The following is a 23456-nucleotide window of genomic DNA, read 5'->3' on the forward strand; positions in this document are numbered from 1 at the left end:
TATAACGGTGGCTGACCTTTGTCATCGCCCCCACCAATCTCGGCGGTGCAATGTAGTAAATATATTCGTCATACATCGTATGCAGTGTGTAAACCAATGGCTTTTTCAAAATCTTTGCTGCCATCACACCCGAAATACCAATACCAAACTCATTGTGAATATGGATAATATCAGGATTAAAGTCGCGAATGAATTTCAGCCTGCGCTCGCTGATCGGGGCAGCGACACCAAAATTGTAGAAGCGGCGCATTCGTTTTGCAGGGCAGTGAAGTACGCCGTCTTTCATATAATGCCTGCGGGTGTTATAGTCAGCAGTCACCACGAGAACTTGATGTCCCAGCTTTTCAAGACCTTCTTTTAAAATCTTCACATGGGTAACAACACCATTAATGTGGGGAAGGTAGGTTTCGGTAAAAAGGGCAACTCTCATAATATCCTCCGTAGAATAATATTTTGCTGGCTAAAGAAGCACAATGTATCAATTGTTTCATATAGCTAGTATATCATAAATAACAGTTCTTTCAAATATCTATACGAGATAGAATACGAGAAATCTTCATTAAAATGTGGTAAATGGGTAAAAAACTTTATTACGCAGTCATCTTATTTACATTTGCTTGAATCTGCGGATGTTGTAGGGTATAATATTTATTAGTTATGCACGCTGTTCGGAGCGCTCCACATTCTAACAAAAGGACTGATAAAATGAGCAACAGCTTTTCGGTAAGTTTTGAAAAAATTGCAAAAGATTTGTCTCTTGAAACCATTTACGCGCCCTGTGAGCTTTCGCAAATTTTGGTGACCTGTGCGGATTTGAACCGCCCCGGTATTCAGCTTGCAGGTTTTTATGATTTCTTTGACCAAGACCGTATCCAGATTTTGGGTAAGGCGGAACTTGGCTATTTGGAACTGTTTTCACAGGAAAAGCTTGCGAAGCGCCTGGATAAATTTTTCTCACTAAAGCCTCCCGCCGTTATTATTGCGCGCGAGCTCGATGTGCTACCGATGATGGTGGAGTGCGCCATCAAATACGAAGTGCCGCTGCTACGCACTGTCGATGCCACCACAAGCTTCTACTCTGCGCTCGCGGCAATGCTCAATATAGAGCTTGCACCCCGCATCACCCGCCATGGCGTACTGGTTGAGGTTTATGGCGAGGGCATTTTGCTGCTGGGCGAGAGCGGAGTTGGTAAAAGCGAAACAGCAATCGAACTTGTTAAGCGCGGCCACCGCCTTATTGCAGATGATGCGGTTGAAATCCGCCGCGTCTCCAGTCGCTCCTTGGTTGGTACTTCGCCCGAAAACATCCGCCATTTTTTAGAGCTGCGCGGTGTCGGTATCATCAATGCCCGCCGTATCTTCGGTATGGGGGCTGTCAAGGTCACCGAAAAAATCGATATGGTAATTCAGCTTGAGCTATGGGACAATAACAAGGTTTACGACCGTATGGGTATGGACAGTGAGCACACAGAAATCCTCGGTAACAAGGTACCCTCGCTTACCATTCCAGTAAAGCCAGGGCGTAACCTTGCGGTTATCATCGAGGTTGCCGCAATGAACAATCGTCCGAAAAAAATGGGCTATAATGCTGCGCAGGAGCTATTGCAAAAGCTTGGCATGCTGGAAGATGCAAATGCAATGGGCACCTCCGAATGGGATGCTTTTTAAGCAATAAATCAGACAGTAAGTTGATGATGGAAGGACAGAAAATATGAAATATTATGTTGGCATTGATCTCGGAGGAACCAATATTGCGGTTGGCGTCGTGGATGAAAATTATCAGATCATCTCTCGCAGCAAGATGAAAACCAACGCAATTCGTCCCGCCGAGCCGATCTGCGATGATATGGCGGCTGCGGTTCATATGGCGCTCAAGAATGCAAGCCTCACTCTGAAAGATGTGTATTGGGTAGGTGTGGGCACTCCGGGCACCGTCGACCATACTACCGGTGTAATCGGCTATGCAAACAATCTCGATTTTCACAACGTTCCCATCAAAAAAATGATGGAGGAGCGTCTGGGCGTTAAAGTGTACGTTGAGAACGATGCCAACGCGGCAGCGTACGGTGAAGCGGTTGCGGGTGCTGCCAAAGGTGTGCAGAATATGCTTGCCATTACGCTTGGCACCGGTGTCGGCGGCGGTATCATCCTCGACGGCAAAATTTACTCTGGTACCCACGGTGCGGGCGGTGAGCTGGGCCATATGGGTATTGTTATGGGCGGCAGACACTGCACCTGTGGCAGAAATGGCTGCATTGAGGCTTATGCTTCTGCAACAGGGCTTATCAACCTCACCAAAGAGGCAATGCAAGAACATAAAGACAGTAAAATGTGGCAGTTTGCCGAAAGCCTTGAGCAGGTAAGCGGTAGAACTGCGTTTGATGCAATGCGCGAGGGCGATGCTTACGGCGAGGCGGTTGTTGATACTTATGTGGAATATTTGGCTTACGGTCTCGTAAACTATATTAATATCTTTGCCCCCGAGCTGATTGTTATCGGCGGCGGTATCAGCAAAGAGGGCGAGCCCTTCCTTAAGAGAATCCGTGAAAAAATTTCTGCTCAAATCTATGGCGACTCTACCGTCACCAGACTTGCCTGCGCACAGCTTGGCAACGATGCAGGCATTATTGGCGCAGCATTTTTAGGCAATTTGGCAGATAACTTATAAATTGTGCACCGCTCTGCCGGCAGCATCTGTGCTCCTTGGTTACATAGGATGCCTCGTTTTGTTGTGCCAATTTATCATGTAAATTATCAATTATCCAGAGGTGTATTATGGGAACGAACGAGCAGCTTGTCGAGTTTTGTAAGGAACATCAAATTACCTGCCTCACGAACCAGCCGATGAAGGAATATACGTCCTTTGAAATCGGCGGTGATGCCAAAGTCATGGTCAAACCCTCATCCATTGTGCAAATACAACAGGTGCTGCGTTTTTGCAACACAGCAGGGGTAACCCCGCTCATCATTGGCAACGGTTCAGATTTACTGGTGTGTGATGAGGGTATCGCCCGCCCGGTGATACAAGTCGGCGGTGCATTCAGCGGCATTCGTATTGAAAACGGCGATCAGCTCGTCTGTGAAGCCGGTGTGACCCTTGCAAAGGCTTGTACCTTTGCGTGGGAGCATTCCCTCACCGGTATGGAGTTCGCGTACGGTATTCCCGGCAATGTGGGCGGTGCTGTTTATATGAATGCGGGCGCGTACGGCGGTGAGATGAAAGATATTGTCGCCTGTGTAACGCATGTTACGATGGCGGGTGAGGTGGAGACAATTTGCGGCGATGCCTGCAATTTTGGCTACCGCCACAGTGCCTATACCGATAATGGCTGCTGTATTGCCGAGGTGCGCTTTCAGCTTTCCGTTGGAGACGCCACCGAAATCAGAGCAAAAATGGATGATTTGATGAACCGCCGCGTTACAAAGCAGCCGCTGGAATTTCCGAGCGGCGGCAGCACCTTCAAGCGCCCGGTAGGGGACTATGCCTCCGCACTGATTGACCGTTGTGGGCTAAAGGGCAGGCGTGTCGGCGGCGCTATGGTCAGCGAAAAGCATGCGGGCTTTCTCATCAACTACGACCATGCTACCTGTGCCGATGTGTTGGCACTGGTGAAGGTGGTGCAGGACGAGGTAAAGGAAAAAACAGGCTTTGAGCTGGAGTGTGAGATTAAGCATATTACCGGCTAGGCATTTATTTTGAGGAGAGTTAATCCCGGAGGATTGCGCGCAGCAAAACGAAGTGCTGCGGCAATTCTTCCCGAGAGGTTGGAGAAAAAATGGAATTTCTAATTGTAACAGGCATGAGCGGCGCGGGTAAATCAGGTGCGGCAAATGTACTGGAAGATATGGGATATTACTGTGTTGACAACATTCCTCCCGCGCTAATCGCCAAATTTTCTGAGGTTTGCATGCAGTCTGGCGGAAAAATAAACAAGGTTGCTATGGTGGTGGATTCGCGCGGCGGCGATTTGTTCGGTGGGTTGTTTGAGAGCCTTGAAGAGCTCAAGATGAACAACAACCACTACCGCATTTTATTTCTTGATTGTGATGATGACGTGCTCATTACACGCTACAAAGAAACGCGCCGCAAGCATCCGCTGTGTGAAAGCGGAACATCGTCGATTGAGGAGGCAATTCATCTTGAGCGTGAGTTGCTGATGCCTGCAAAGCTGAAAGCCAGCTATGTTATCGACACCTCTTTGTTAACCGCAGCCCAGCTGCGCGATAAGATTTTTGATATTTTTGAGCAAGGGGATAACACACGTCTACTCATCAACTGCATGTCGTTTGGTTTTAAATACGGGCTACCGAGTGAGGCGGATCTTGTATTTGATGTCCGCTGTCTGCCCAATCCGTTCTACATAGAACAACTTAAGCATCAAACAGGCAAAGACCAACCGGTGGAGGATTATGTGCTGCAATTCGAGCAATCCCGCACATTGCTTGCCAAACTGAGCGACCTGCTGGAATATCTCGTTCCGCTTTATGTGGAAGAGGGAAAAACCCAGTTAATGATCGCCATTGGCTGTACCGGCGGAAAACACCGTTCTGTGGTGTTTACCGAAAAACTCGGCAAATTTCTTGCCGACAAGGGGTATCGCGTGGTGCGCAATCACCGTGATATGTTAAAGGTTAAAAGATAAAAGAAGGGGGAGCCCCTCTATGTCGTTTGCACAGCAACTGAAACAGGAGATTTACGAAGCAAGACCGACCGAGCGCGAGCTTAAAATCGCGCAGGCCTATGGTCTTTTGCTTTTTTCAAAAAACTTTTCAAAGCAGGCAATTTCAATTCAAACCGAGCATGAGCAAACTGCACGTCTGTTTTGCGATTACATCATCGACCTCATTGGCATCAAAACCAGCATTCTCTATTCGGAGTTTGAAAAAAAGAACGGTAGTACCATCTTTACCGCCACTGTAGAAGCCGAGGAAGACAGGGTAAATATCCTGCGTTTTTTCGGTCATTCGTCCGATGATGTCAGCCTGCGCATCAATATGCAGAACATTCAATCGGATAAAGGGCTGAACGCTTTCATTACAGGTGTTTATTTGGTGTGCGGTAATATTACCGATCCGAAAAAGAATTACCATCTCGAATTTGTCACGCCGCATATGCACTTATGCAAAGACCTTATCACGCTTATTTCCAGTGTGCTTGAAACGCCAAAGCTTACTCAGCGCCGCTCGGCGTACATCGCCTATCTCAAAGAGAGCGAGGCGATTGAGGATATGATGACGTACATGGGCGCAACAAGCTGTTCGCTGCAGCTGATGAACATTAAAATTTACAAAGACGTGCGCAACAAGGTAAACCGCGTCACCAACTGTGAAACCGCCAACATTGAAAAAACTGTCACGGCTGCCGCAGCGCAGCTTGAGGACATCAACTATATTTTTGCAGCTAGAGGCATTGATTTTCTGCCCGATGACCTTCGTGAGCTTGCAGAGCTGCGGGCCGACAACCCCGAAATGAGCCTGCGTGAGCTGGGCGAGGCGCTTTCCACGCCGCTCACACGCTCGGGTGTAAACCACCGCCTAAAGCGCCTATCCAACATTGCAAACGAGCTGCGGCAGAAGAAACCGGCAAAAAGGAGCTAACCTATGGAGAACTTTGTGCACCTGCACGTACATACCGAATACAGCCTGCTCGACGGTGCCTGCCGCATCAGCAGGTTGGTTCAGCGTGTCAAAGAACTCGGTCAGCCAGCATGCGCCATCACCGATCATGGCGTTATGTTCGGGGTGATCGATTTTTATAAGGAGTGCGAGAAGCAGGGGATAAAGCCAATCATCGGGTGTGAGGTGTATGTCGCGCCTCGCACCCGTTTCGATAAGGTATATAAAATGGACACCAGCCCCTATCATCTTGTACTGCTGTGCAAAAATGAGACAGGCTATCAAAACCTTATCAAAATAGTCTCTCAAGGCTTTATCGAGGGCTTTTACTCCAAACCGCGCGTCGATTTGGAGCTGCTGAGAGCCCACCACGAGGGGCTGATTGCGCTTTCCGCCTGCCTTGCGGGCGAAGTGCCGCGCAAGCTGATGCAAGGCGATTACGCCGCTGCCAAAGAGACCGCTCTCATGTATCGGCAGATATTCGGTGAGGATAACTATTACATCGAGATTCAGGACCATGGCATTCGTGAGCAAAAAGTAATTCTGCCCAGTCTTGTAAAGCTTTCCGAGGAAACGGGTATTGGGCTTGTTGCTACCAACGATGCCCACTACATCCGCAAGCAAGACAGTAAGATGCAGAATGTGCTGGTATGTATTCAAACCAACCGTACGGTTGACGACCCCTCCGATATGGAGTTTGCCACCGACGAGTTTTACATCAAAAGCCGCAGTGAAATGCTCGAAACGTTTCCTCAGCTGGAGCGTGCACTCGACAATACCATCAAAATTGCTGAGATGTGCGACCTGCACTTTGAGTTTGGTGTGACCAAGCTGCCTTATTTCACCGCTCCGGGCGGGCAGGACAACTACGAATACTTCAGTGAGCTTTGCTACAGGGGGTTACAGAAGCATTATGGAGAAAACCCCGATGCATCGATTCGGAACAGGCTCGCCTACGAGCTTAGCGTCATTAAAAACATGGGCTACGTAGACTATTTTCTCATCGTGTCCGATTTTGTTAACTACGCCCGCAGCCATGATATCCCCGTCGGCCCGGGCAGGGGCTCGGGTGCGGGCAGCATTGCGGCTTATTGCATCGGCATTACAGGTATCGACCCTATCCGCTACAATTTGCTGTTTGAGCGGTTTCTCAACCCCGAACGCGTCAGTATGCCCGACTTTGATATCGATTTCTGTTATGAAAAGCGCCAGAAGGTAATCGATTATGTTGTCTCAAAGTATGGTTCCGACCATGTAGCACAGATTATCACTTTTGGTACTATGGCGGCACGCGGTGCATTGCGCGATGTAGGGCGGGCGCTCGCCATTCCGTACCAAACGGTGGATGGCGTGGCAAAGTCTGTTCCGATGGAACTGCACATGTCACTCGATAAGGCACTCGCCGTATCTGCCGAATTCAAAGGCTACTATGAATCGGACGAAAAACTCAAAGAGCTAATCGACACGGCGCGCAGCCTGGAGGGTGTGCCGCGCCATTCATCCACCCATGCGGCGGGCGTTGTTATTACACGTAACCCGGTAGATACCTATGTGCCGCTTGCTAAAAACGACGAGTCCATTGTCACACAGTTCACCATGACAACACTCGAGGAGCTGGGGCTGCTCAAAATGGATTTTCTGGGGTTGCGTACGCTCACCGTCATCAGCGATTCTCAGAAGATGATCAATCGGTATGACCCCGCCTTTGATATCAACGAAATTGCTCAGGATGATAAAGCGGTATTCGAGATGCTTACCCGCGGCGAGACCGAGGGCGTATTCCAGTTTGAGTCGGCGGGCATGTGCCGTACCCTCAGCGGGCTGGGGCCACGGTCGCTTGAGGACATGATTGCGGTAATATCACTTTATCGCCCGGGTCCGATGGAATCGATTCCGCGCTACATTAAAAACCGTCACAACCCCGAGCTTGTCACCTATAAGCACCCACTGCTGAGGCCGATACTGGATGTCACCTACGGCTGCATTGTGTATCAGGAGCAGGTAATGCAGATCTGCCGCGAGCTTGCGGGGTACTCCTATGGGCGAGCCGATCTGGTGCGCCGCGCCATGAGTAAAAAGAAAGCAGATGTCATGGAAAAGGAGCGGCATAACTTTATCTACGGCATTCAGCTTGAGGATGGTACGTGGGAGTGCGAGGGTGCCATCCGCCGCGGTGTGCCCGAAAAGATAGCAAACGATATCTTTGATGAGATGAACTCCTTTGCTGCCTATGCGTTCAACAAATCGCACGCGGCGGCATATGCCACAGTTTCGTATCAAACTGCGTATCTGAAATGTCACTATCCAAAAGAGTTTATGGCAGCGCTGATGACCAGTGTGCTGGATAATACCGATAAGGTCATCGAGTACATCGACGAGTGCGCACGCCTGCAAATCAAGGTGCTGCCGCCCGACGTCAACTTCAGTGACGAGGGCTTTACCGTTGTAGGCAAGGATATCCGTTTTGGTTTGCTAGCCGTCAAAAATCTTGGCAAGGGCTTTATTGGCGACCTAATTGTTGAGCGGGAAAATGGACATTTTGATGGATTTACGGATTTTTGCGAGCGTATGCACGGCAAAGACCTAAACAAGCGTACGATGGAAAGCTTGATTAAATGCGGCGCGCTCGATAGCTTTGGGGTCAACCGCCGCCAAATGCTTTTGGGCTACGAGGCAGTGCTTGCAAACCTTGATGAAATCAAAAATAAGAATATTGCAGGGCAGGTGAGCTTTTTTGAAATAGCGGCAGCCGAGATTAAAAAAGAAGAATACACACTGCCGAATGTAGAAGAATTTACTTTGCGTGAGCGCCTTGAAATGGAAAAGGACACCACAGGCTTGTTTTTGTCAGGGCATCCCGTCAGCGAATACCAAAGTGCGATTGCAACGATAGGGGCACACAAAATTCTAGAGGTTGCGAACGAGCATTACGACAACGTCCCAGTTGATATTGTAGCAATTATCGTCGGCAAATCGGTGAAAACAACCCGTAAGAACGACACTATGGCATTTCTCACCATAGAGGATACCACCGGCTCTATGGAGGTTGTGGTGTTCCCGAAGGTGCTTACAGATTATAACCGGCTGCTGCAAAAAGGTGAGGTTGCGGTGTTTTCGGGCAGGGTGAGTATACGTGAAGAAGAACCCGCCAAGCTGATTTGCGAGAAGGTTTCCAGCGTGGAGGACAGGCTCTCTGCAAAAGACAGTGTACAGCAGCAGAGAAACGAACCGCAGGCGCGCCCCCCCTATAGCGGGGCGGTGTACAGCGATAAAGGTAAGCGTCGGGAGCTTTTCATTAAAGCGCCGTCAGCTGTTTCGGAAGTATTTGAGCGAACCAAAAATCTGCTTGAAATTTTTGAGGGTAGCACGCCGGTTTATGTTATGTTTGCCGACACAGGTAAGTTGACGGTAGCGCCAAAAAACCTATGGGTAGATTTGAACGATGTGCTTATCCGGGAGCTCAGTGCCGTATTGGGGGAACAAAACGTTAAAATTGTGGAAAAATGAATAAACATGAGACATTTGTTACTTGTCTTTCGTGAAGAAATCAATTATAATTCATAAGGTTGCAATATTTTTTGTCGTATTCAGCAAACTATTATCAATTACATTTTTATTTAAGAATGATTTTTTATACGATTGGAGAGCTCATTATGGAAAACAAACAAAAAACAATCGCCATCCTAACCAGTGGCGGTGACGCACCTGGTATGAATGCCGCAATTCGTGCGGTTGTCAGAACCGCGCTGCACAGAGGTATGCGTGTACTAGGCGTCAGAAGAGGCTACAATGGCCTAATCAACGGTGATATGGTTGAGATGAATTTCCTTTCGGTTTCCGATATTATGCACAGAGGTGGTACAATCCTTTACACTGCGCGCTGCCCCGAGTTTCGTGAGGATGCAGGCGTTGAAAAGGCAAAAGAAACTTGCCTGAAAATGGGTATTGAAGGCTTGGTTGTAATCGGCGGTGACGGCTCTTATCGCGGTGCGCGCGATTTGTCCCTCAAGGGCATTCCCTGTGTTGGTATTCCCGGCACCATCGACAACGATATTTCCTCTACCGAATACACCATCGGCTATGATACAGCCATGAACACCGTATGTGATATGGTTGACAGATTGCGCGATACTTCTCAATCTCATGACCGTTGCTCGGTGGTTGAGGTTATGGGCAGAAAAGCAGGCTACATCGCGCTCAATACCGGTATCGGTTGCGGCGCATCGGTTATTTTAATGCCTGAGGTAGAGTACGATATTCAAAAAGACGTAATTGATAAAATTATCAGCTCGCACAGAACGGGCAAACAGCACTTTATTGTTATGGTTGCTGAGGGTATTGGCGGCGTTGAGGAGATTGCGAAGAAGATCGAAGAGGGTACAGGTATAGAGTCTCGCGCATGCGTGCTTGGCCATGTTCAGCGCGGCGGTGCCCCCACAGTGACCGACAGGGTTGCTGCTACCAAAATGGGTTACCATGCAGTTGAACTGCTGGAGCAGGGTATTGGTAACCGTGTGGTTGGTCTGCAGTGCGGCGAAGTTGTCGATTACGATATCCTCGAGGGCCTGAAAATGGTAAAAACCATTGACATGAACACAGTTAAAATCGCAGAGGAAGTTGCCCTGTAAAACTGGATAAAAGATTGCGAACAGCCTGTATGCATAATTCATACAGGCTGTTTTTATGTTCGGACAAGAACATATTGACACAAAAAACATCATACACTTAGTAGAATCTGTTTTGCTCACGCTGCAAAAAAATAGTTATTTTGACAGAATAAGAATTTGGCAAATTTTTCTCCCCAATAAATTACCGAATTCTGCAATAAAATGTCGAAGAAACACCACTTAACTATTGATAATTATTTACTTTCAGTATATTATGAAAGTGACCATAAAATTGGATAACTATGGTCTTCCGTGCTATTGACAGCTTGTTTTATGCTTATTATATTACAATCAGTGGGGGTCAACATGAAACGAATTCTTGCACTCATTCTTGCAGCAACATTAGCCCTTTCCACCGGAGGTTGTACCGGAAAACCCAGTGCACCTGAAGACCTTGTCAGCTCGGAGGGTACGATTCTCTCACGAGAAGATGAGGAGTCGATGATCTCCGAAGGCGAGTTTCCCGATGCAAATAACATCAGCGCGATAGAAGATTCATCAGAAAGCTCATCTTCCTCTAGCAGTAGTTCCTCCAGTTCTTCCGCATCATCCAAGCCTTCCAGCAGCTCGTCGAGTTCCTCGAGCCAGCCGGCATCCAGCAGCAGTTCCTCCAGTTCCTCAAGCTCTTCGAGCTCCTCTGAAAGTTCAGAGAATTTTGAAGAGAATGAGTCGAGCTCCAGTCCTTCCGTTTCAGGGGAAGTACGCGCCGTCTGGATATCTTACCTCGACCTTTCGCCTATGATTAAAGGCAAGAGCAGAACTTCCTTCCGCAACAACATAGGTGCGGCATTTGATAATTGTGTTGATCTAGGGCTCAACACTGTTATGGTACAGGTGCGCCCTTTTGGCGATGCACTTTACCGTTCCAGCTATTTTCCGTGGTCTTACCTCATCAACGGCAGCAGTATTGAGGGCAAAGACCCGGGCTACGATCCGCTTGAGGTCATGATTTCTGAGGCTCACTCACGCGGGCTTAAAATTGAAGCTTGGCTCAACCCTTACCGCATCCGCTCTAAGGGCAGTAAAGTTGAGCTTGCCTCCAGCAACATTGCATCCGAATGGCTCGAAACCGAATCCGATTACGTGATTGAATACGACGGTGGCCTGTATTACAACCCCGCAAGGGAAGAAGTACAGGATCTGATTGTGAACGGCGTTAAGGAGATTGTAGCGGATTATAAGGTGGATGGCATCCATTTCGACGATTACTTCTACCCCTCACCCGACAAGAGCTTTGACGAAGAGGCCTATGACGATTACAAATCGGGCGGCGGCAAGCTTAGCCTGGCAAGCTGGCGCAGAAGCAACGTCGATACACTGGTAAAGCGTGTTTACAGCACAATAAAATCCATCAACAAATCCTGCAAATTCGGTATTAGCCCACAGGGTAACCGCAGCAACAACTACAATTCACAGTACATAGATGTAGAAAAATGGGTTTCAAATACCGGCTATGTCGATTACATCTGCCCGCAGATTTATTGGGGCTTCAAACACAGCAGCGCACCGTACCAAAAGATTTTGGAGGAATGGGACGATATTATTAAAACCTCTAAGGTAAAGCTGTACGTGGGTCTTGCATCGTATAAAATCGGCACATCAGAAAACGACTTTGCCAATAACACAAACATCATGAAGCGGCAGGTAGATTCCGCTCGTGAGCAGGATAACTACAAGGGCTTTGCTCTCTACCGCTACGATTCGCTGTTTAATCCCGATTCGAGCGTGAAATCGCAGGTTGCGAAGGAACTTAAAAACTTAGAGTCAATTCTCGATTAGATTACTCGCAGCGGAGGTTTAAAATTAGTGTCTAAAAACATTTTTGGCAATAAAAAAATAATTGCAATTCTTCTTGCATCCATTTTCCTTGTCATTACATTGGCAACAGGTGTGCTTGCGGCATTCCATGCGGGAACACGCCCCGATAAGTCATCAAAAGACGACAGCTCGGTCAGCGACGTATCGTCCGATGACGAAAACAGTGAATCGTCCTCCTCAGAAGAAGATGAGGAGGATCTGAGCAGTGAGACTTTAAGCTTTAACCGTCCTAGTGAGCTGCGCGCGGTGTTCTTGGTGCCCGGCTCTGATTTTATGGCGGGTGAACTTACCGAAACAGCTGTTAAAGCAGAGGTAGACAAGGCAATCGCAGACGCGGTCAGCTTTACCGCAAATGCCGTGGTTGTTGATACGGCGTACAAAGACGGCACCATCTACGGTTCTGCTGATTCGATGGGCGGCTTTGATGTACTGCGCTATATCAAAGAAAAGGCGACCGAGAAAAATCTGCTCACCTATGCTACATTTTCTGTGCTTGGTTCTGCTGCACAGGTTGATAACACCGTAATCGATCAGATTGTGCAAGACACCAAAAGCTTTGCCGAGCGTTACAGGCTCAACGGTATTTATCTGGATGATTTTTACCTTGATCAGGCAAGTGGAGGGTTCGCTGCTTATCAGGCGAATGGTTCGGGTATGGGCTACGAAAACTACATGCGTTCTATGTCCACCTCGGCATTTAAGGCAGCTTCCGATGCCATTCGTAAAAATGCACCTGCCACACAGGTGGGTCTTTACACTACGGCGGTATGGGCAAATAAGGCAAGCGACGAGCAGGGCTCTAACACCAATGCTACATATCAGTCGCTGATCGATGGCAACGCCGATACCAAAAAATGGGTGGAGGACGGCCTGGCTGACTTTGTTGCGGTCAAAGCGAGTGGTTCTACGACGGATGGTGCCATTCCTTTTGAATCGGTTGTATCCTGGTGGGGCGCTGTTGCAAGCGATGCCGATATTCCTTTGTATCCGGTTCATGCCTCCAGTAAGGCGGTTACCGATGAAAAAGGCTGGGCAAGCCCCACAGAGCTGGTTGAGCAGTATGTGGCGGCGAAAAAAGTGAGTAGTTATGAGGGCAGCGTGTTCGATTCGCTCAAAGCGCTGACTGCAGACCCCGAAAAGAGCACCACAACGTTGCTCGGCGCGTTCCAGTCCAAGGTGAACCTTGCAAACGTGCTTACCAAGCTGGCGCTCACCAAACCAAATAAGCCAAACATTACCACTGCAGAGCAAACCTACACCCTTATGGGTGCATCTGCACCGGATTTTGAATTGACAATGAACGGTGAAAAGGTTGAGCGCGATGCAAATGGTTATTTCAGTATCACCGCAGATCTGAAAGAGGGTGCAAACGTATTCAAGTTTGAGCACAAAGGCGATGTGCAAACCTATACGATTACCCGCCAGACTCAGGTACTGAAAGAGATTTCACCTACCGGCAACCTCACCGTTGAGGGTGGAATGACGGTTTCGATTATTGCGATGGCATACCCCGATGCGACGGTATCGGCAACCATCAACGGTGCAACTGTGGCGATGACAAAATCCACCACCGAGGATGATAACATCGATAAAAACCAATCATATGTAAAATTTGTAGGTAACTACAAAACACCTACTACAACTGCCAATAAGAACATCGGCAATATCGTGGTGACGGCTACCTCAAACGGCATGAGTAAAACACTCACCGGTGCGGCAGTCACTATCACCCCCAAGGCACCTATCGGCGATGGGCAGCTCGTTGAGGTAAAAGCCGCGGCGGCAGAAACCTTCCCCGATGATACTCTTGATGATCTTTCCAACGGTAATTATTTTCCAATCGGTCGCGGTGCTCGTGACTATACTGTCAGTGACGAGTTAGAATATAACGATGGGAATAAAACACATTATTACTACCTGCTCGATTCCGGCAGGCGTGTTTATTCCAAAGACATCAGCACCGTCAGTGGTGCAGATCTCAACGGCAATAAGGTAAGTAGCATGAGTGTTTCGAGCGGTGGGGGCGTTACCAGGGTGACGTTTAAGACGGACAAGCAAGTATCCTACACCTTAAAACATTCCGGCTCAAACATATCCATTCAGTTCCATTACACTACTTCAACCCCCGGCAGCTCAAAGGTGGGCAGCAACCCGTTGTTCACTTCGGCTTCGTGGTCGGGGTCCACTGTTACCCTCAAGCTGGGTAATTCCAGAAGCTTTATCGGCTACACAGCCGAGTATTCCGGCGGGGACTTGATTTTCCGCTTTAAGAATTCACCCGGGGGGCTACGCGGTGCACGTGTTTACATTGATACCGGGCACTCGGCCGATAGTACCGGTGCCGACGGTTATATTTCACCAAGTGACGGCGGCATGACCGAGTACGATATCAACCTTGCGGTTTCCAAAAAGCTTAAGAGCATTCTCGAAAGCAACGGTGCAACCGTAAGCATGCCCAGTACGTCGAGATTCGTTGAGCTTGAGGACAGAATGGCAAAGGCGGAAAGCTTTGATCCGCATATTCTGGTAAGCGTGCATGCAAACTCCAGCACAAGCTCCAGTGCGCGTGGTTCGGAGGCGTTTTACTTCTATAACTTCGCGTCGGGTCTTGCATCCAATGTTTCTGCAAATATGGCGAGTGCACTCGACATTACAAACCGGAAAGCAAAAAGCGGACGCTATTACATGACACGAACTTCGCAGTTTGCAGCTACGCTGTCTGAAAGCGCGTTTGTATCCAATGCGGATGAATATGCGATGCTGACCGACAGCGACTATCAATACGCTCTTGCCAAGGGAATTGCACAGGGTATTAACAGTTACTTGGCATCTGCCGCGGGCAGCAGTTCGGGGGGAGATATTGAAGATGGCGATGGCGGAGATGACAGCAGTGAAGAGGATGTACCGGTAACCAGCGTTTCACTGAACAAATCCACCTTGCAGCTTACCGTTGGCGGCTCTGAAACTTTAGAGGCAACTGTAAAGCCTACTTCTGCAACCAACAAGAAGGTCACCTGGAGTTCCAGTAAAGAAACTGTTGCCACAGTAAGCACTGACGGTAAAGTGACTGCAAAGGGCAAGGGCACCGCAACCATTACTGCAACCACCAAGGATGGCGGCAAAACAGCGAAGTGCACCGTTACAGTCACGGATAAAGGTATAGTGCTTGAGGATGTCACCATTACTGACCCTCCATCCATTATGGAAGTAGGCAAAACCTATACCTTTAAGGCGTTTACCACGCCGGATAACGCCACCAATGTCACCTATGAATGGTCGGTCGACAATTCCAACATAGCCACCATCAATAAAACCAGCGGTGTACTCACCGCTAAGGCTGCTGGTAATGTAAAGGTTACGGTTACAGCAAAAAGTGGTGGTGTTACGAAAACCGATTATGACACTATCAAGGTGATTGACAAAATAGTCCCTGTCACCAATGTAACGCTTGATCAAACCTCACTTACGCTGAATGCGGGTGAATCCAAGCAGCTGGTTGCAACGGTGACACCCAGCAATGCAACCAACGCAAAGGTCAGCTGGAAATCGGATAACAAGGAGATTACCGTTGACAAAAACGGATTGGTTGCGGTGAGCGCAAGCATTACCAAGGATGTAACGGCTACGATTACGGTTACGACCGAAGACGGAAGTAAAAAGGCTACCTGCAAGGTAACCGGTAAATATTCCGCGCCTCCTGCCACGGTAGAACCCTCTGAGGTGCAGCTCAGCGAATCAAATCTTACTCTTAAAGCAGGTGAAACTGCTCAGCTTGTAGCTACCGTGTTACCGGAGAACGCGGCGGACCGCAGCGTTACATGGTCCAGCAGCGATGATGCGATTGCCACTGTAGTAGGTGGTAAGGTTACGGCAGTATCGGCGGGCAGTGCCACAATTACGGTTAAGACAAAGAACGGAAAAACCGCTACCTGTAAAATCAATGTGTCGGCAGAGCAATCTTCGTCTTCATCAGCGGAACCGCCTTCGTCAGCGGAATCATCTTCGTCGACGGAATCATCTTAACCACAGGATGGCATTCTAGTTTAATAAAAAATTATCAAAAAGAGCAGGAACTTTTGCAACTTCCTGCTCTTTTCTGTTGATTTAGGCACTGATTTGCGTTATACTTAAAAAAAGGATGATAAATTATCATCTTAATGCTATCAATTTAATGATTATTGCTAAAATTTTTATAAAGGGAGTGCTAACCTTGTTTAAAATAGTAAAGAAAAAACAATTGAACAGCGCCGTTACGCTAATGCAAATTGAAGCGCCGTTTATTGCAAAAAAGGCAAAAGCAGGGCAGTTCATTATTTTTCGTGTTGATGAGCATGGAGAGCGTGTACCTCTTACTATTGCAGATACCGATATTGAGCGTGGTACGGTCACCATTATTTTTCAAGCGGTGGGGCGGTCCACTATCATGCTGTCTCAAATGAATGAGGGAGATTCCATTCTGGATTTCGTAGGTCCACTCGGTACTGCTACGCATCTTGACGGCTATAAAAAGGTTTGTGTTGTCGGCGGCGGCGTCGGCAATGCAATTGCATATCCCTCTGCAAAGGCGCTGTTCCAAAATGGTGCCGAGGTAGATGTTATCGCAGGCTTCCGCAGCAAAGACATCGTTATTTTAGAGGACGAGTTTAAGGCAGTATGCAAAAATCTGTACATCACCACCGATGACGGCAGCTATGGCGAAAAGGGCTTTGTAACCAACAAACTGCAAAGCCTAATCGATGCCGGCAACAACTACGATCTTGTCATTGCAATCGGCCCGATTCCAATGATGAAGTTTGTTTCAAAAGTTACCGAACCCTATGGAATAAAAACACTGGTTTCACTCAACCCCATTATGATCGATGGTACCGGTATGTGTGGCGGCTGCCGTGTTACAGTAGGCGGCAAAATCAAGTTTGCATGCGTTGACGGGCCCGACTTTGACGGGCATGAGGTCGATTATGACGAACTGATGAAACGCAACTCATTCTACAAAAACAGAGAGCATTGTGATACCTCCGAGTGTCGTATGCTCAATGCCAAACCGGAATAATTTCGAATGCAGAACTAAATGGAGGTTGAACAACATGCCAAATATGGCTCCGAAAAAAGTTCCCATGCCGGAACAGGACCCGAATATCAGAAATAAAAATTTTGAAGAGGTTGCCGAAGGCTATACCGCAGATATGGCAATTGAAGAGGCGACTCGCTGCCTGAACTGCAAACATAAACCCTGCGTAAACGGCTGCCCGGTCAATGTTCGCATCCCCGAGTTTATCTCACAGGTTGCTGCAGGCAACTTTGCCGAAGCGTATAAAACGATTACCAGCACCAATGCGCTGCCTGCTGTCTGCGGCCGTGTCTGTCCGCAAGAGAACCAATGCGAAGGCAAGTGTGTGCGTGGTATTAAGGGCGAGCCTGTTGCAATTGGCAGGCTGGAGCGCTTTGTTGCAGACTGGTATATAGAAAATGGTACCGACAAGGTAGAAAAGCCAGCAAGCAACGGGCACAAGGTTGCGGTAATCGGTGCAGGCCCGGCAGGGCTTTCCTGCGCTGGCAGCCTGGCACAAAAGGGTTTCGAGGTCACAATCTTTGAGGCATTCCACACCGCTGGCGGCGTGCTAGTTTACGGAATCCCTGAGTTCCGTCTGCCTAAAGCAATTGTTGCAAAAGAGATTGATAAGCTCAAAGAGATGGGCGTTCAAATCATGACCAATATGGTTATGGGTAAGGTGCTGTCCATTGACGAACTGATGGGCGAAATGGGCTTTGAGGCTGTGTTCATTGGTTCCGGTGCAGGTCTTCCCAGCTTTATGGGCATTGAGGGCGAGGCATTGGTCGGTGTTTACTCTGCCAACGAGTATCTTACCAGAATCAACTTGATGAAAGCCTACAAAGAGGGTTACGATACCCCAATCGATAAATGTAAGAATATTGCCATTGTGGGTGGAGGCAACGTTGCAATGGATGCTGCCCGCTGTGCAAAACGTATGGGCGCAGAGAACGTCTACATCATTTACCGCCGCTCTATGGAGGAACTTCCCGCCCGTGCGGAGGAAGTGCACCATGCGAAGGAGGAGGGCATCATCTTCAAGCTGCTCACCAACCCCGTTCGCATTCTGCCCGATGAAGACGGCAGAGTTCGCGCAATCGAGTGCGTTGAGATGGAGCTTGGCGAGCCGGACGCGTCGGGTAGACGCAGACCGATCGAGATGGAAGGCTCCAACTTTGAACTGCCTGTTGACAGCGTGGTTATGTCCATTGGCACCTCCCCGAATCCACTGCTTCGCACTACTACCCCGGGGCTGGAAGCGAACAAACGCGGCTGCCTGGTTGCAGACGATAAGATGAACACTACCCGCGAGGGCGTGTTTGCGGGCGGTGACGCGGTTACCGGCGCGGCTACCGTTATTCTTGCAATGGGTGCAGGCAAGGTTGCTGCCGATTCCATTGAAGAATACATTCTAAATAAATAGTACAGATTATATTCTGCATAGAAAAAACCGACGGGCAATGGCTCGTCGGTTTTTTAATGCTTGCATTTTGTCCGCATTTTTTTCTTTGCACGCTCATATGATTATGGTAGGATAAAACCCAAAAGCAAAGGAGCGTTTGCAATGATGAGCAGAGCGGATAAAGACCAAGCAAGAACAAGAACAACGCGCCGGCAAAGTGGGCAGCCACAGCGCCAAGATTCGGTGCTTTCTGCTATGCTTGCACAAATTACGGTATGTTTGATTTTGCTCGCTTTGGCGTACTGCCTCAAGCTGTCGGGGCTGCCTTTATACGAAAACGCGCGCACGGCCATGGGTGAGCTGCTGGGGCAGGAGCTGCATTTCAGCTTTATCGACGATGTGATGCGCCAGTGGAACATACAGCTTCCAGTCTGGTCGGATAAAAAGGAACCGGAAACAATTCAGCCGCAGCAGGAAGCCCCCTCCTCACCGGCAAGCACTGAGCCTGCACAGTCGCAGGCCATTGATTCAGAGCTTGCAGGATATATCGAACAGTATTTGCCAAAAGAAACCGAGCCGGAGATTACGACCGATGAACTTACCGAAGAGGAGAGCAAGCCCCAAACGAATACAAACACATCGGGTGAAGAAAAACAAGACGGGCAGGGGGGCGGAATCAACCCTGTCCGTCTTGTTGGCACACAGAAGAGATTAAGCGCGCCCGGCACGGCGACGCTTTCGCCTTTTTTTATAACAGACAAGCCTACCCTGCCTGTAAAGCTTGGTACACTTACAGGCCATTTTGGGTTTCGCAGGCATCCCATTACAGGGAAAGACGATTTTCACACAGGTGTTGATATCGCCGCGCCTTCGGGAACCCCTATTTCGGCAGTATTACCGGGAACAGTCAGCGAAATTGGCAACTCTGCAATCTATGGCAACTTCATTGTCATTCAGCACAGCACCGGCCTAGAGACTGCCTATTGCCATTGCAGTGAGATTCTCGCGCCTGCGGGTGCGGTTATACGTCAGGGTGAGGTCGTTGCGAAAGTGGGCAGTACGGGGCTTTCTACCGGCAACCATGTCCATCTCGAGTTCCGTGTGAACGGCTTGCAGGCGAATCCTGCGTGGGTGTACGATGAGTTTTAATCTATTGGGTGTTACCGTCAGTGTAAGTTATCCATTTTTAGCGGTGCTGGCAGCCTTTTTAAGCTTGGATAAAACAGGACTTGGCGGACAGATGTTCTGTGCTGCGTTGATGCATGAGCTGGGGCACCTCACAGTAATGTACCTGTTTGGTCAGCCACCAAAAAGTATCAACTTTGTATCGTTTGGCATCCGCATTTGCAAGAGACAGAGTACGAAGATATCTTACGGTAAAGAAATGCTTATTTTTTTAGCGGGACCTCTCGTCAATTTTATTTCCGCGGCAATTATATGGGCGGTAAATGGTAAGGTGATGACACAGCTTGCACTAGTACACCTTTTGCTTGGGCTGTTCAACCTTTTACCCATCGGTGCGCTGGATGGCGGAATGGTGGTACAGAATTTGGCGCGCTGCTTTGCAAGTCCACGCACGGTCGCGGTCATCTCCTTCACCGTGTCGCTGCTATTCCTGCTGCCCATCGCTCTTGCATCGATTGTTCTTACCATACAGGGAAAAGGGAACATCACTTTGATCGTTACCTCGTTTTATCTCGCCTTTACCATATTTGTTCATAAGGGGGAATAATGCTTTTTGTTGAAAAAATCTTCGATTTGCTGTATGATAAACAAGATAATATCAAACAGCAGGTAACTGCGGTTTGTTTGGAGGTTTCAATGGAGAGCATCAAAACACAGTTAGATAAAATTCTGCTCAAAGTTCAGCGCCCCGCGCGCTATGTGGGCGGCGAACTGAACAGTGTGGTGAAGCAGCATGACAAGGTGGATTTCCGCTTTGCGTTTTGCTTCCCCGATACCTACGAGGTGGGCATGTCTCACCTTGGCATGAAAATTTTGTATTCACAGCTCAACGAGATGGACGGAGTGTGGTGTGAGCGCGTATTTGCGCCCGAATCCGACATGGAAAAGCTGATGCGCGAAAACCATATCCCGCTTTATGGCCTCGAGAGTATGGACCCTATTGCAAATTTCGATATGATCGGCTTTACCTTGCAGTATGAGATGAGCTTTACCGCTGTACTCAATATGCTTGACCTCGCGGGTGTGCCTGTGCGCAGTGAAAACCGCGACAGCCTTGCACCGCTGGTTGTTGCGGGCGGCCCCTGTACATGCAACCCCGAGCCCATCGCCGATTTTATTGATTTGTTTATGCTTGGTGAAGGCGAGGAGGTACTGCCCGAGCTGGTAAATGCTTACCGCAAAGCGAAAGCGGAGGGGCTTTCCAAAGCGGAGTTTCTCAAAATTGCGGCACACATTCAGGGTGTATACGTGCCGTCTCTCTACGAGTTCAGCTACAACGAGGACAGTACGATTAAAGAGATTACTCCGCATGAGGGGGCGCCTGCTGTGGTCACCAAGCGGATTATTAAGGATTTGGACAAGGTCTATTTCCCCAAAGAGTTCATCGTACCGTTTGTAGAACCGGTGCACGACCGTTCTATGGTTGAGGTGCTGCGCGGCTGCATCCGCGGCTGCCGCTTCTGCCAAGCTGGCTTTATTTACCGCCCGTTCCGCGAAAAATCACCCGAAACTCTTAACAAAAACGGTTGGGACCTTACCTGCAGTACAGGCTACGACGAAATTTCGCTTTCTTCACTCTCTACCAGTGACTACTCGGGGTTGGAAGAGTTGCTCGACAAAATGCTAGTCTGGACGGATAAGGAGCAGGTAAACCTGAGCCTTCCGTCATTGCGCGTCGATAATTTCTCTGAAAAACTGCTGGAGCAGATTGCGAAGGTGCGCAAAAGCGGGCTCACCTTTGCACCCGAGGCAGGCACCCAGCGCATGCGCGATGTCATCAACAAAAACGTTACCGAAGAAGAGGTCATTCGCACCTGCACTACGGCGTTTCAAGGCGGCTACACCGCGGTGAAGCTTTACTTTATGCTGGGTCTGCCCACCGAAACCAATGAGGATTTAGCGGGCATTGTCGACCTTGCACAAAAGGTGGTAGACCTTTACTATGCCTTGCCCAATAAACCCAAGGGCAGGGGCGTAACCGTGTCCGTCAGCCTTGCGGGCTTTGTACCTAAGCCGTTTACTCCGTTCCAATTCGAGCCGCAGGCGACCATGGCGGAACTACAGGAAAAGCAGAAATATCTGCTTTCCTGCGTGACCAGCCGTAAGATCAATGTAAAATACCACGATTCCAAAACCAGCGTGCTCGAGGGTGTTTTTGCCCGTGGAGACCGTCGCCTGTGCAGTGTACTCGAAACCGCGTGGCGCAGTGGTTGCAACCTCGACGGTTGGGACAATCACTTTAAATATGAAAACTGGATGCAGGCATTTGAAGCATGCGGCGTTGATCCGACGTTTTACGCCAACCGTACCCGTTCCTACGACGAGGTTATGCCGTGGGATCACCTCGATTACGGTGTGACCAAACGCTTCCTCATCGAAGAAAATAAAAAGGCACATGCCGATGCCGTCACCCCGCACTGCCGTTTAAAATGCAGTGCCTGTGGTGCAAATAAGCTCAGCGGGGGGTGCAATTTCTAATGGATATGTCAAACGTTCGCGATATTCGTGTGTTTTATACCCGCCGCGATGCCGCAAAATACATCTCTCATCTTGATATCAACCGCTGCTTCCAGCGTGCTTTGGCACGTTCACATCTGCCTGTTTGGTATACTCAGGGCTTCAACCCGCACATCTACATCACATTTGCTATGCCTACTCCGCTTGGCTACGAGAGCGATTGTGAAACGATGGATTTGCGCGTGATCGAGGAAATCTCTATGAACGAGATCAAAGACCGCCTTAATGCAGCGTTGCCGATGGGGTTTCGCGTCTACAAGGTTGCTGCGCCCGTACACAAGCCCGATGATATTGCAGTTTGCGACTATCAGGTTTTAGCGTCTGCCCCGCATAAGACAGGTGCTGAACTTGAAGTAATGTTCCGTGAAATGCTCACCCGAGATACAATTCTTGTAGAGAAGAAAACCAAGAAGGGCTTTAAGGAGATTGATCTGAAGCCGTTCATTGAGCTGAAAAGTCTTGAGGCAGAGGATGACGGAATCCGTCTGGTGCTGCGTTTGGCGGCCGGTACCACCATAAACATTAACCCTACATTGGTGTTTGACGCATTTTCAAAGCTGTGTGATGTAGAACTGGATTGCATTCGTGTGAAAAAGCTGCAGGTTTATACCGACAACCCCATAAAAGACGAGTTTTTTGAATAAAACCCCTTGCATTCATGTACAGGATATGGTATTCTATTAAGGCATTTAGTGGCCGCTTTGCGCCTTGCGCAAGGTGGGGATTAATGCCCGGTCAATGACCGTGACATTAAAGCGGGCAGTCCTCTGTCACTGGTTTAGTGAGAATGAATGTCTGAAATATAAGGAGGAAGTATCAATGGATGCTTTAAAACTCATTGCACAGGATTCGATTAAATCCGAAGCTCCTGTAGTAGAAATCGGTGACACCGTCAAGGTTCACGTAAAAATCAAAGAGGGCGACAGAGAGAGAATCCAGTTGTTCGAAGGCACCGTCATTGCGAAAAGACATGGTGGCGTAGCTGAGACTTTCACTGTCAGACGTGTTGCACATGGCTGCGGCGTTGAAAGAGTTTTCCCGGTTCATTCCCCGAATGTTGACAAGGTTGAGGTTGTCAGACACGGTAAAGTACGCAGAAGCAAACTGTATTACCTGCGTGACAGAGTTGGTAAGGCTGCAAAAGTTAAAGAGCAACTTCGCTAATGAATGCAAAAGGGACGTATTTTCGTCCCTTTTGTTG

Annotated in this window: 17 protein-coding genes; 16 read left to right on the forward strand and 1 reads right to left on the reverse strand. The window is 48.8% G+C overall.

Going from position 1 to position 23456, the window contains the following annotated elements; translation table 11 throughout:
* Positions 1 to 430 (reverse strand): glycosyltransferase (locus RTV33_RS11700; RefSeq protein WP_312644453.1); only part of this gene is annotated, 430 nt, incomplete at its 3' end.
* A 275-nt stretch (positions 431 to 705) separates the two neighbouring features.
* Between RTV33_RS11700 and hprK the strand changes: the two genes are divergently transcribed.
* From hprK to rplS, 16 genes are all read left to right on the forward strand, one after another.
* Positions 706 to 1668: an HPr(Ser) kinase/phosphatase gene (hprK, locus tag RTV33_RS11705; protein ID WP_312644454.1), complete on the forward strand. Its 963-nt coding sequence runs from the start codon at positions 706 to 708 to the stop codon at positions 1666 to 1668.
* A gap of 43 nt (positions 1669 to 1711) precedes the next feature.
* Positions 1712 to 2668: an ROK family protein gene (locus RTV33_RS11710; RefSeq protein WP_312644455.1), complete on the forward strand. Its 957-nt coding sequence runs from the start codon at positions 1712 to 1714 to the stop codon at positions 2666 to 2668.
* A gap of 107 nt (positions 2669 to 2775) precedes the next feature.
* Positions 2776 to 3687: a UDP-N-acetylmuramate dehydrogenase gene (murB, locus tag RTV33_RS11715; RefSeq protein ID WP_312644456.1), complete on the forward strand. Its 912-nt coding sequence runs from the start codon at positions 2776 to 2778 to the stop codon at positions 3685 to 3687.
* Between the two features lie 89 nt (positions 3688 to 3776).
* Positions 3777 to 4643 carry an RNase adapter RapZ gene (gene rapZ / locus RTV33_RS11720; RefSeq protein WP_312644458.1) on the forward strand — a complete coding sequence of 289 codons (867 nt, stop codon included), beginning with the start codon at positions 3777 to 3779 and terminating at the stop codon, positions 4641 to 4643.
* A 19-nt stretch (positions 4644 to 4662) separates the two neighbouring features.
* Entirely contained in the window at positions 4663 to 5598 is a 936-nt protein-coding gene (gene whiA, locus RTV33_RS11725; protein ID WP_312644459.1) for a DNA-binding protein WhiA, read from the forward strand.
* Positions 5599 to 5601: 3 nt separating this feature from the next.
* Positions 5602 to 9123 (forward strand): DNA polymerase III subunit alpha, encoded by a 3522-nt coding sequence (locus RTV33_RS11730; RefSeq protein WP_312644462.1) that lies wholly within the window; start codon positions 5602 to 5604, stop codon positions 9121 to 9123.
* A gap of 146 nt (positions 9124 to 9269) precedes the next feature.
* Positions 9270 to 10244, forward strand: coding sequence for a 6-phosphofructokinase (gene pfkA, locus RTV33_RS11735; RefSeq protein ID WP_312644464.1), 975 nt, complete (start codon positions 9270 to 9272; stop codon positions 10242 to 10244).
* 345 nt (positions 10245 to 10589) lie between these two features.
* Positions 10590 to 12062: a family 10 glycosylhydrolase gene (locus tag RTV33_RS11740; RefSeq protein ID WP_312644465.1), complete on the forward strand. Its 1473-nt coding sequence runs from the start codon at positions 10590 to 10592 to the stop codon at positions 12060 to 12062.
* A gap of 27 nt (positions 12063 to 12089) precedes the next feature.
* A complete protein-coding gene (locus tag RTV33_RS11745) occupies positions 12090 to 16124 on the forward strand; it encodes an Ig-like domain-containing protein (RefSeq protein WP_312644467.1) in 4035 nt (1344 codons plus the stop codon).
* A 187-nt stretch (positions 16125 to 16311) separates the two neighbouring features.
* Positions 16312 to 17151 (forward strand): sulfide/dihydroorotate dehydrogenase-like FAD/NAD-binding protein, encoded by an 840-nt coding sequence (locus tag RTV33_RS11750; protein WP_312644469.1) that lies wholly within the window; start codon positions 16312 to 16314, stop codon positions 17149 to 17151.
* A gap of 34 nt (positions 17152 to 17185) precedes the next feature.
* Positions 17186 to 18574: an NADPH-dependent glutamate synthase gene (gene gltA, locus RTV33_RS11755; RefSeq protein WP_312644471.1), complete on the forward strand. Its 1389-nt coding sequence runs from the start codon at positions 17186 to 17188 to the stop codon at positions 18572 to 18574.
* A 141-nt stretch (positions 18575 to 18715) separates the two neighbouring features.
* Complete coding sequence (locus tag RTV33_RS11760; RefSeq protein ID WP_312644473.1) at positions 18716 to 19702, forward strand: M23 family metallopeptidase; 987 nt, start codon at positions 18716 to 18718, stop codon at positions 19700 to 19702.
* Positions 19692 to 20285: a site-2 protease family protein gene (locus RTV33_RS11765; RefSeq protein WP_312644474.1), complete on the forward strand. Its 594-nt coding sequence runs from the start codon at positions 19692 to 19694 to the stop codon at positions 20283 to 20285. Before RTV33_RS11760 ends, RTV33_RS11765 begins: the two co-directional genes overlap by 11 nt.
* 89 nt (positions 20286 to 20374) lie before the next feature.
* A complete protein-coding gene (locus RTV33_RS11770; protein WP_312644501.1) occupies positions 20375 to 22216 on the forward strand; it encodes a TIGR03960 family B12-binding radical SAM protein in 1842 nt (613 codons plus the stop codon).
* Positions 22216 to 22899 carry a TIGR03936 family radical SAM-associated protein gene (locus RTV33_RS11775; RefSeq protein ID WP_312644475.1) on the forward strand — a complete coding sequence of 228 codons (684 nt, stop codon included), beginning with the start codon at positions 22216 to 22218 and terminating at the stop codon, positions 22897 to 22899. Before RTV33_RS11770 ends, RTV33_RS11775 begins: the two co-directional genes overlap by 1 nt.
* A 175-nt stretch (positions 22900 to 23074) precedes the next feature.
* A complete protein-coding gene (gene rplS / locus RTV33_RS11780) occupies positions 23075 to 23419 on the forward strand; it encodes a 50S ribosomal protein L19 (RefSeq protein ID WP_312644476.1) in 345 nt (114 codons plus the stop codon).
* Positions 23420 to 23456: the final 37 nt, after the last annotated feature.

It is taken from the genome of Hydrogenoanaerobacterium sp. (assembly GCF_032017025.1).
Classification (GTDB): Bacteria; Bacillota; Clostridia; order Oscillospirales; family Ruminococcaceae; genus Hydrogenoanaerobacterium.

What these genes read in the sequence shown, in the direction of transcription:
- hprK (WP_312644454.1), top strand. Translation starts at nt 706, where the DNA reads ATGAGCAACAGCTTTTCGGTAAGTTTTGAAAAAATTGCAAAAGATTTG.
- RTV33_RS11710 (WP_312644455.1), top strand. Translation starts at nt 1,712, where the DNA reads ATGAAATATTATGTTGGCATTGATCTCGGAGGAACCAATATTGCGGTT.
- murB (WP_312644456.1), top strand. Translation starts at nt 2,776, where the DNA reads ATGGGAACGAACGAGCAGCTTGTCGAGTTTTGTAAGGAACATCAAATT.
- rapZ (WP_312644458.1), top strand. Translation starts at nt 3,777, where the DNA reads ATGGAATTTCTAATTGTAACAGGCATGAGCGGCGCGGGTAAATCAGGT.
- whiA (WP_312644459.1), top strand. Translation starts at nt 4,663, where the DNA reads ATGTCGTTTGCACAGCAACTGAAACAGGAGATTTACGAAGCAAGACCG.
- RTV33_RS11730 (WP_312644462.1), top strand. Translation starts at nt 5,602, where the DNA reads ATGGAGAACTTTGTGCACCTGCACGTACATACCGAATACAGCCTGCTC.
- pfkA (WP_312644464.1), top strand. Translation starts at nt 9,270, where the DNA reads ATGGAAAACAAACAAAAAACAATCGCCATCCTAACCAGTGGCGGTGAC.
- RTV33_RS11740 (WP_312644465.1), top strand. Translation starts at nt 10,590, where the DNA reads ATGAAACGAATTCTTGCACTCATTCTTGCAGCAACATTAGCCCTTTCC.
- gltA (WP_312644471.1), top strand. Translation starts at nt 17,186, where the DNA reads ATGCCAAATATGGCTCCGAAAAAAGTTCCCATGCCGGAACAGGACCCG.
- RTV33_RS11760 (WP_312644473.1), top strand. Translation starts at nt 18,716, where the DNA reads ATGATGAGCAGAGCGGATAAAGACCAAGCAAGAACAAGAACAACGCGC.
- RTV33_RS11765 (WP_312644474.1), top strand. Translation starts at nt 19,692, where the DNA reads ATGAGTTTTAATCTATTGGGTGTTACCGTCAGTGTAAGTTATCCATTT.
- RTV33_RS11770 (WP_312644501.1), top strand. Translation starts at nt 20,375, where the DNA reads ATGGAGAGCATCAAAACACAGTTAGATAAAATTCTGCTCAAAGTTCAG.
- RTV33_RS11775 (WP_312644475.1), top strand. Translation starts at nt 22,216, where the DNA reads ATGGATATGTCAAACGTTCGCGATATTCGTGTGTTTTATACCCGCCGC.
- rplS (WP_312644476.1), top strand. Translation starts at nt 23,075, where the DNA reads ATGGATGCTTTAAAACTCATTGCACAGGATTCGATTAAATCCGAAGCT.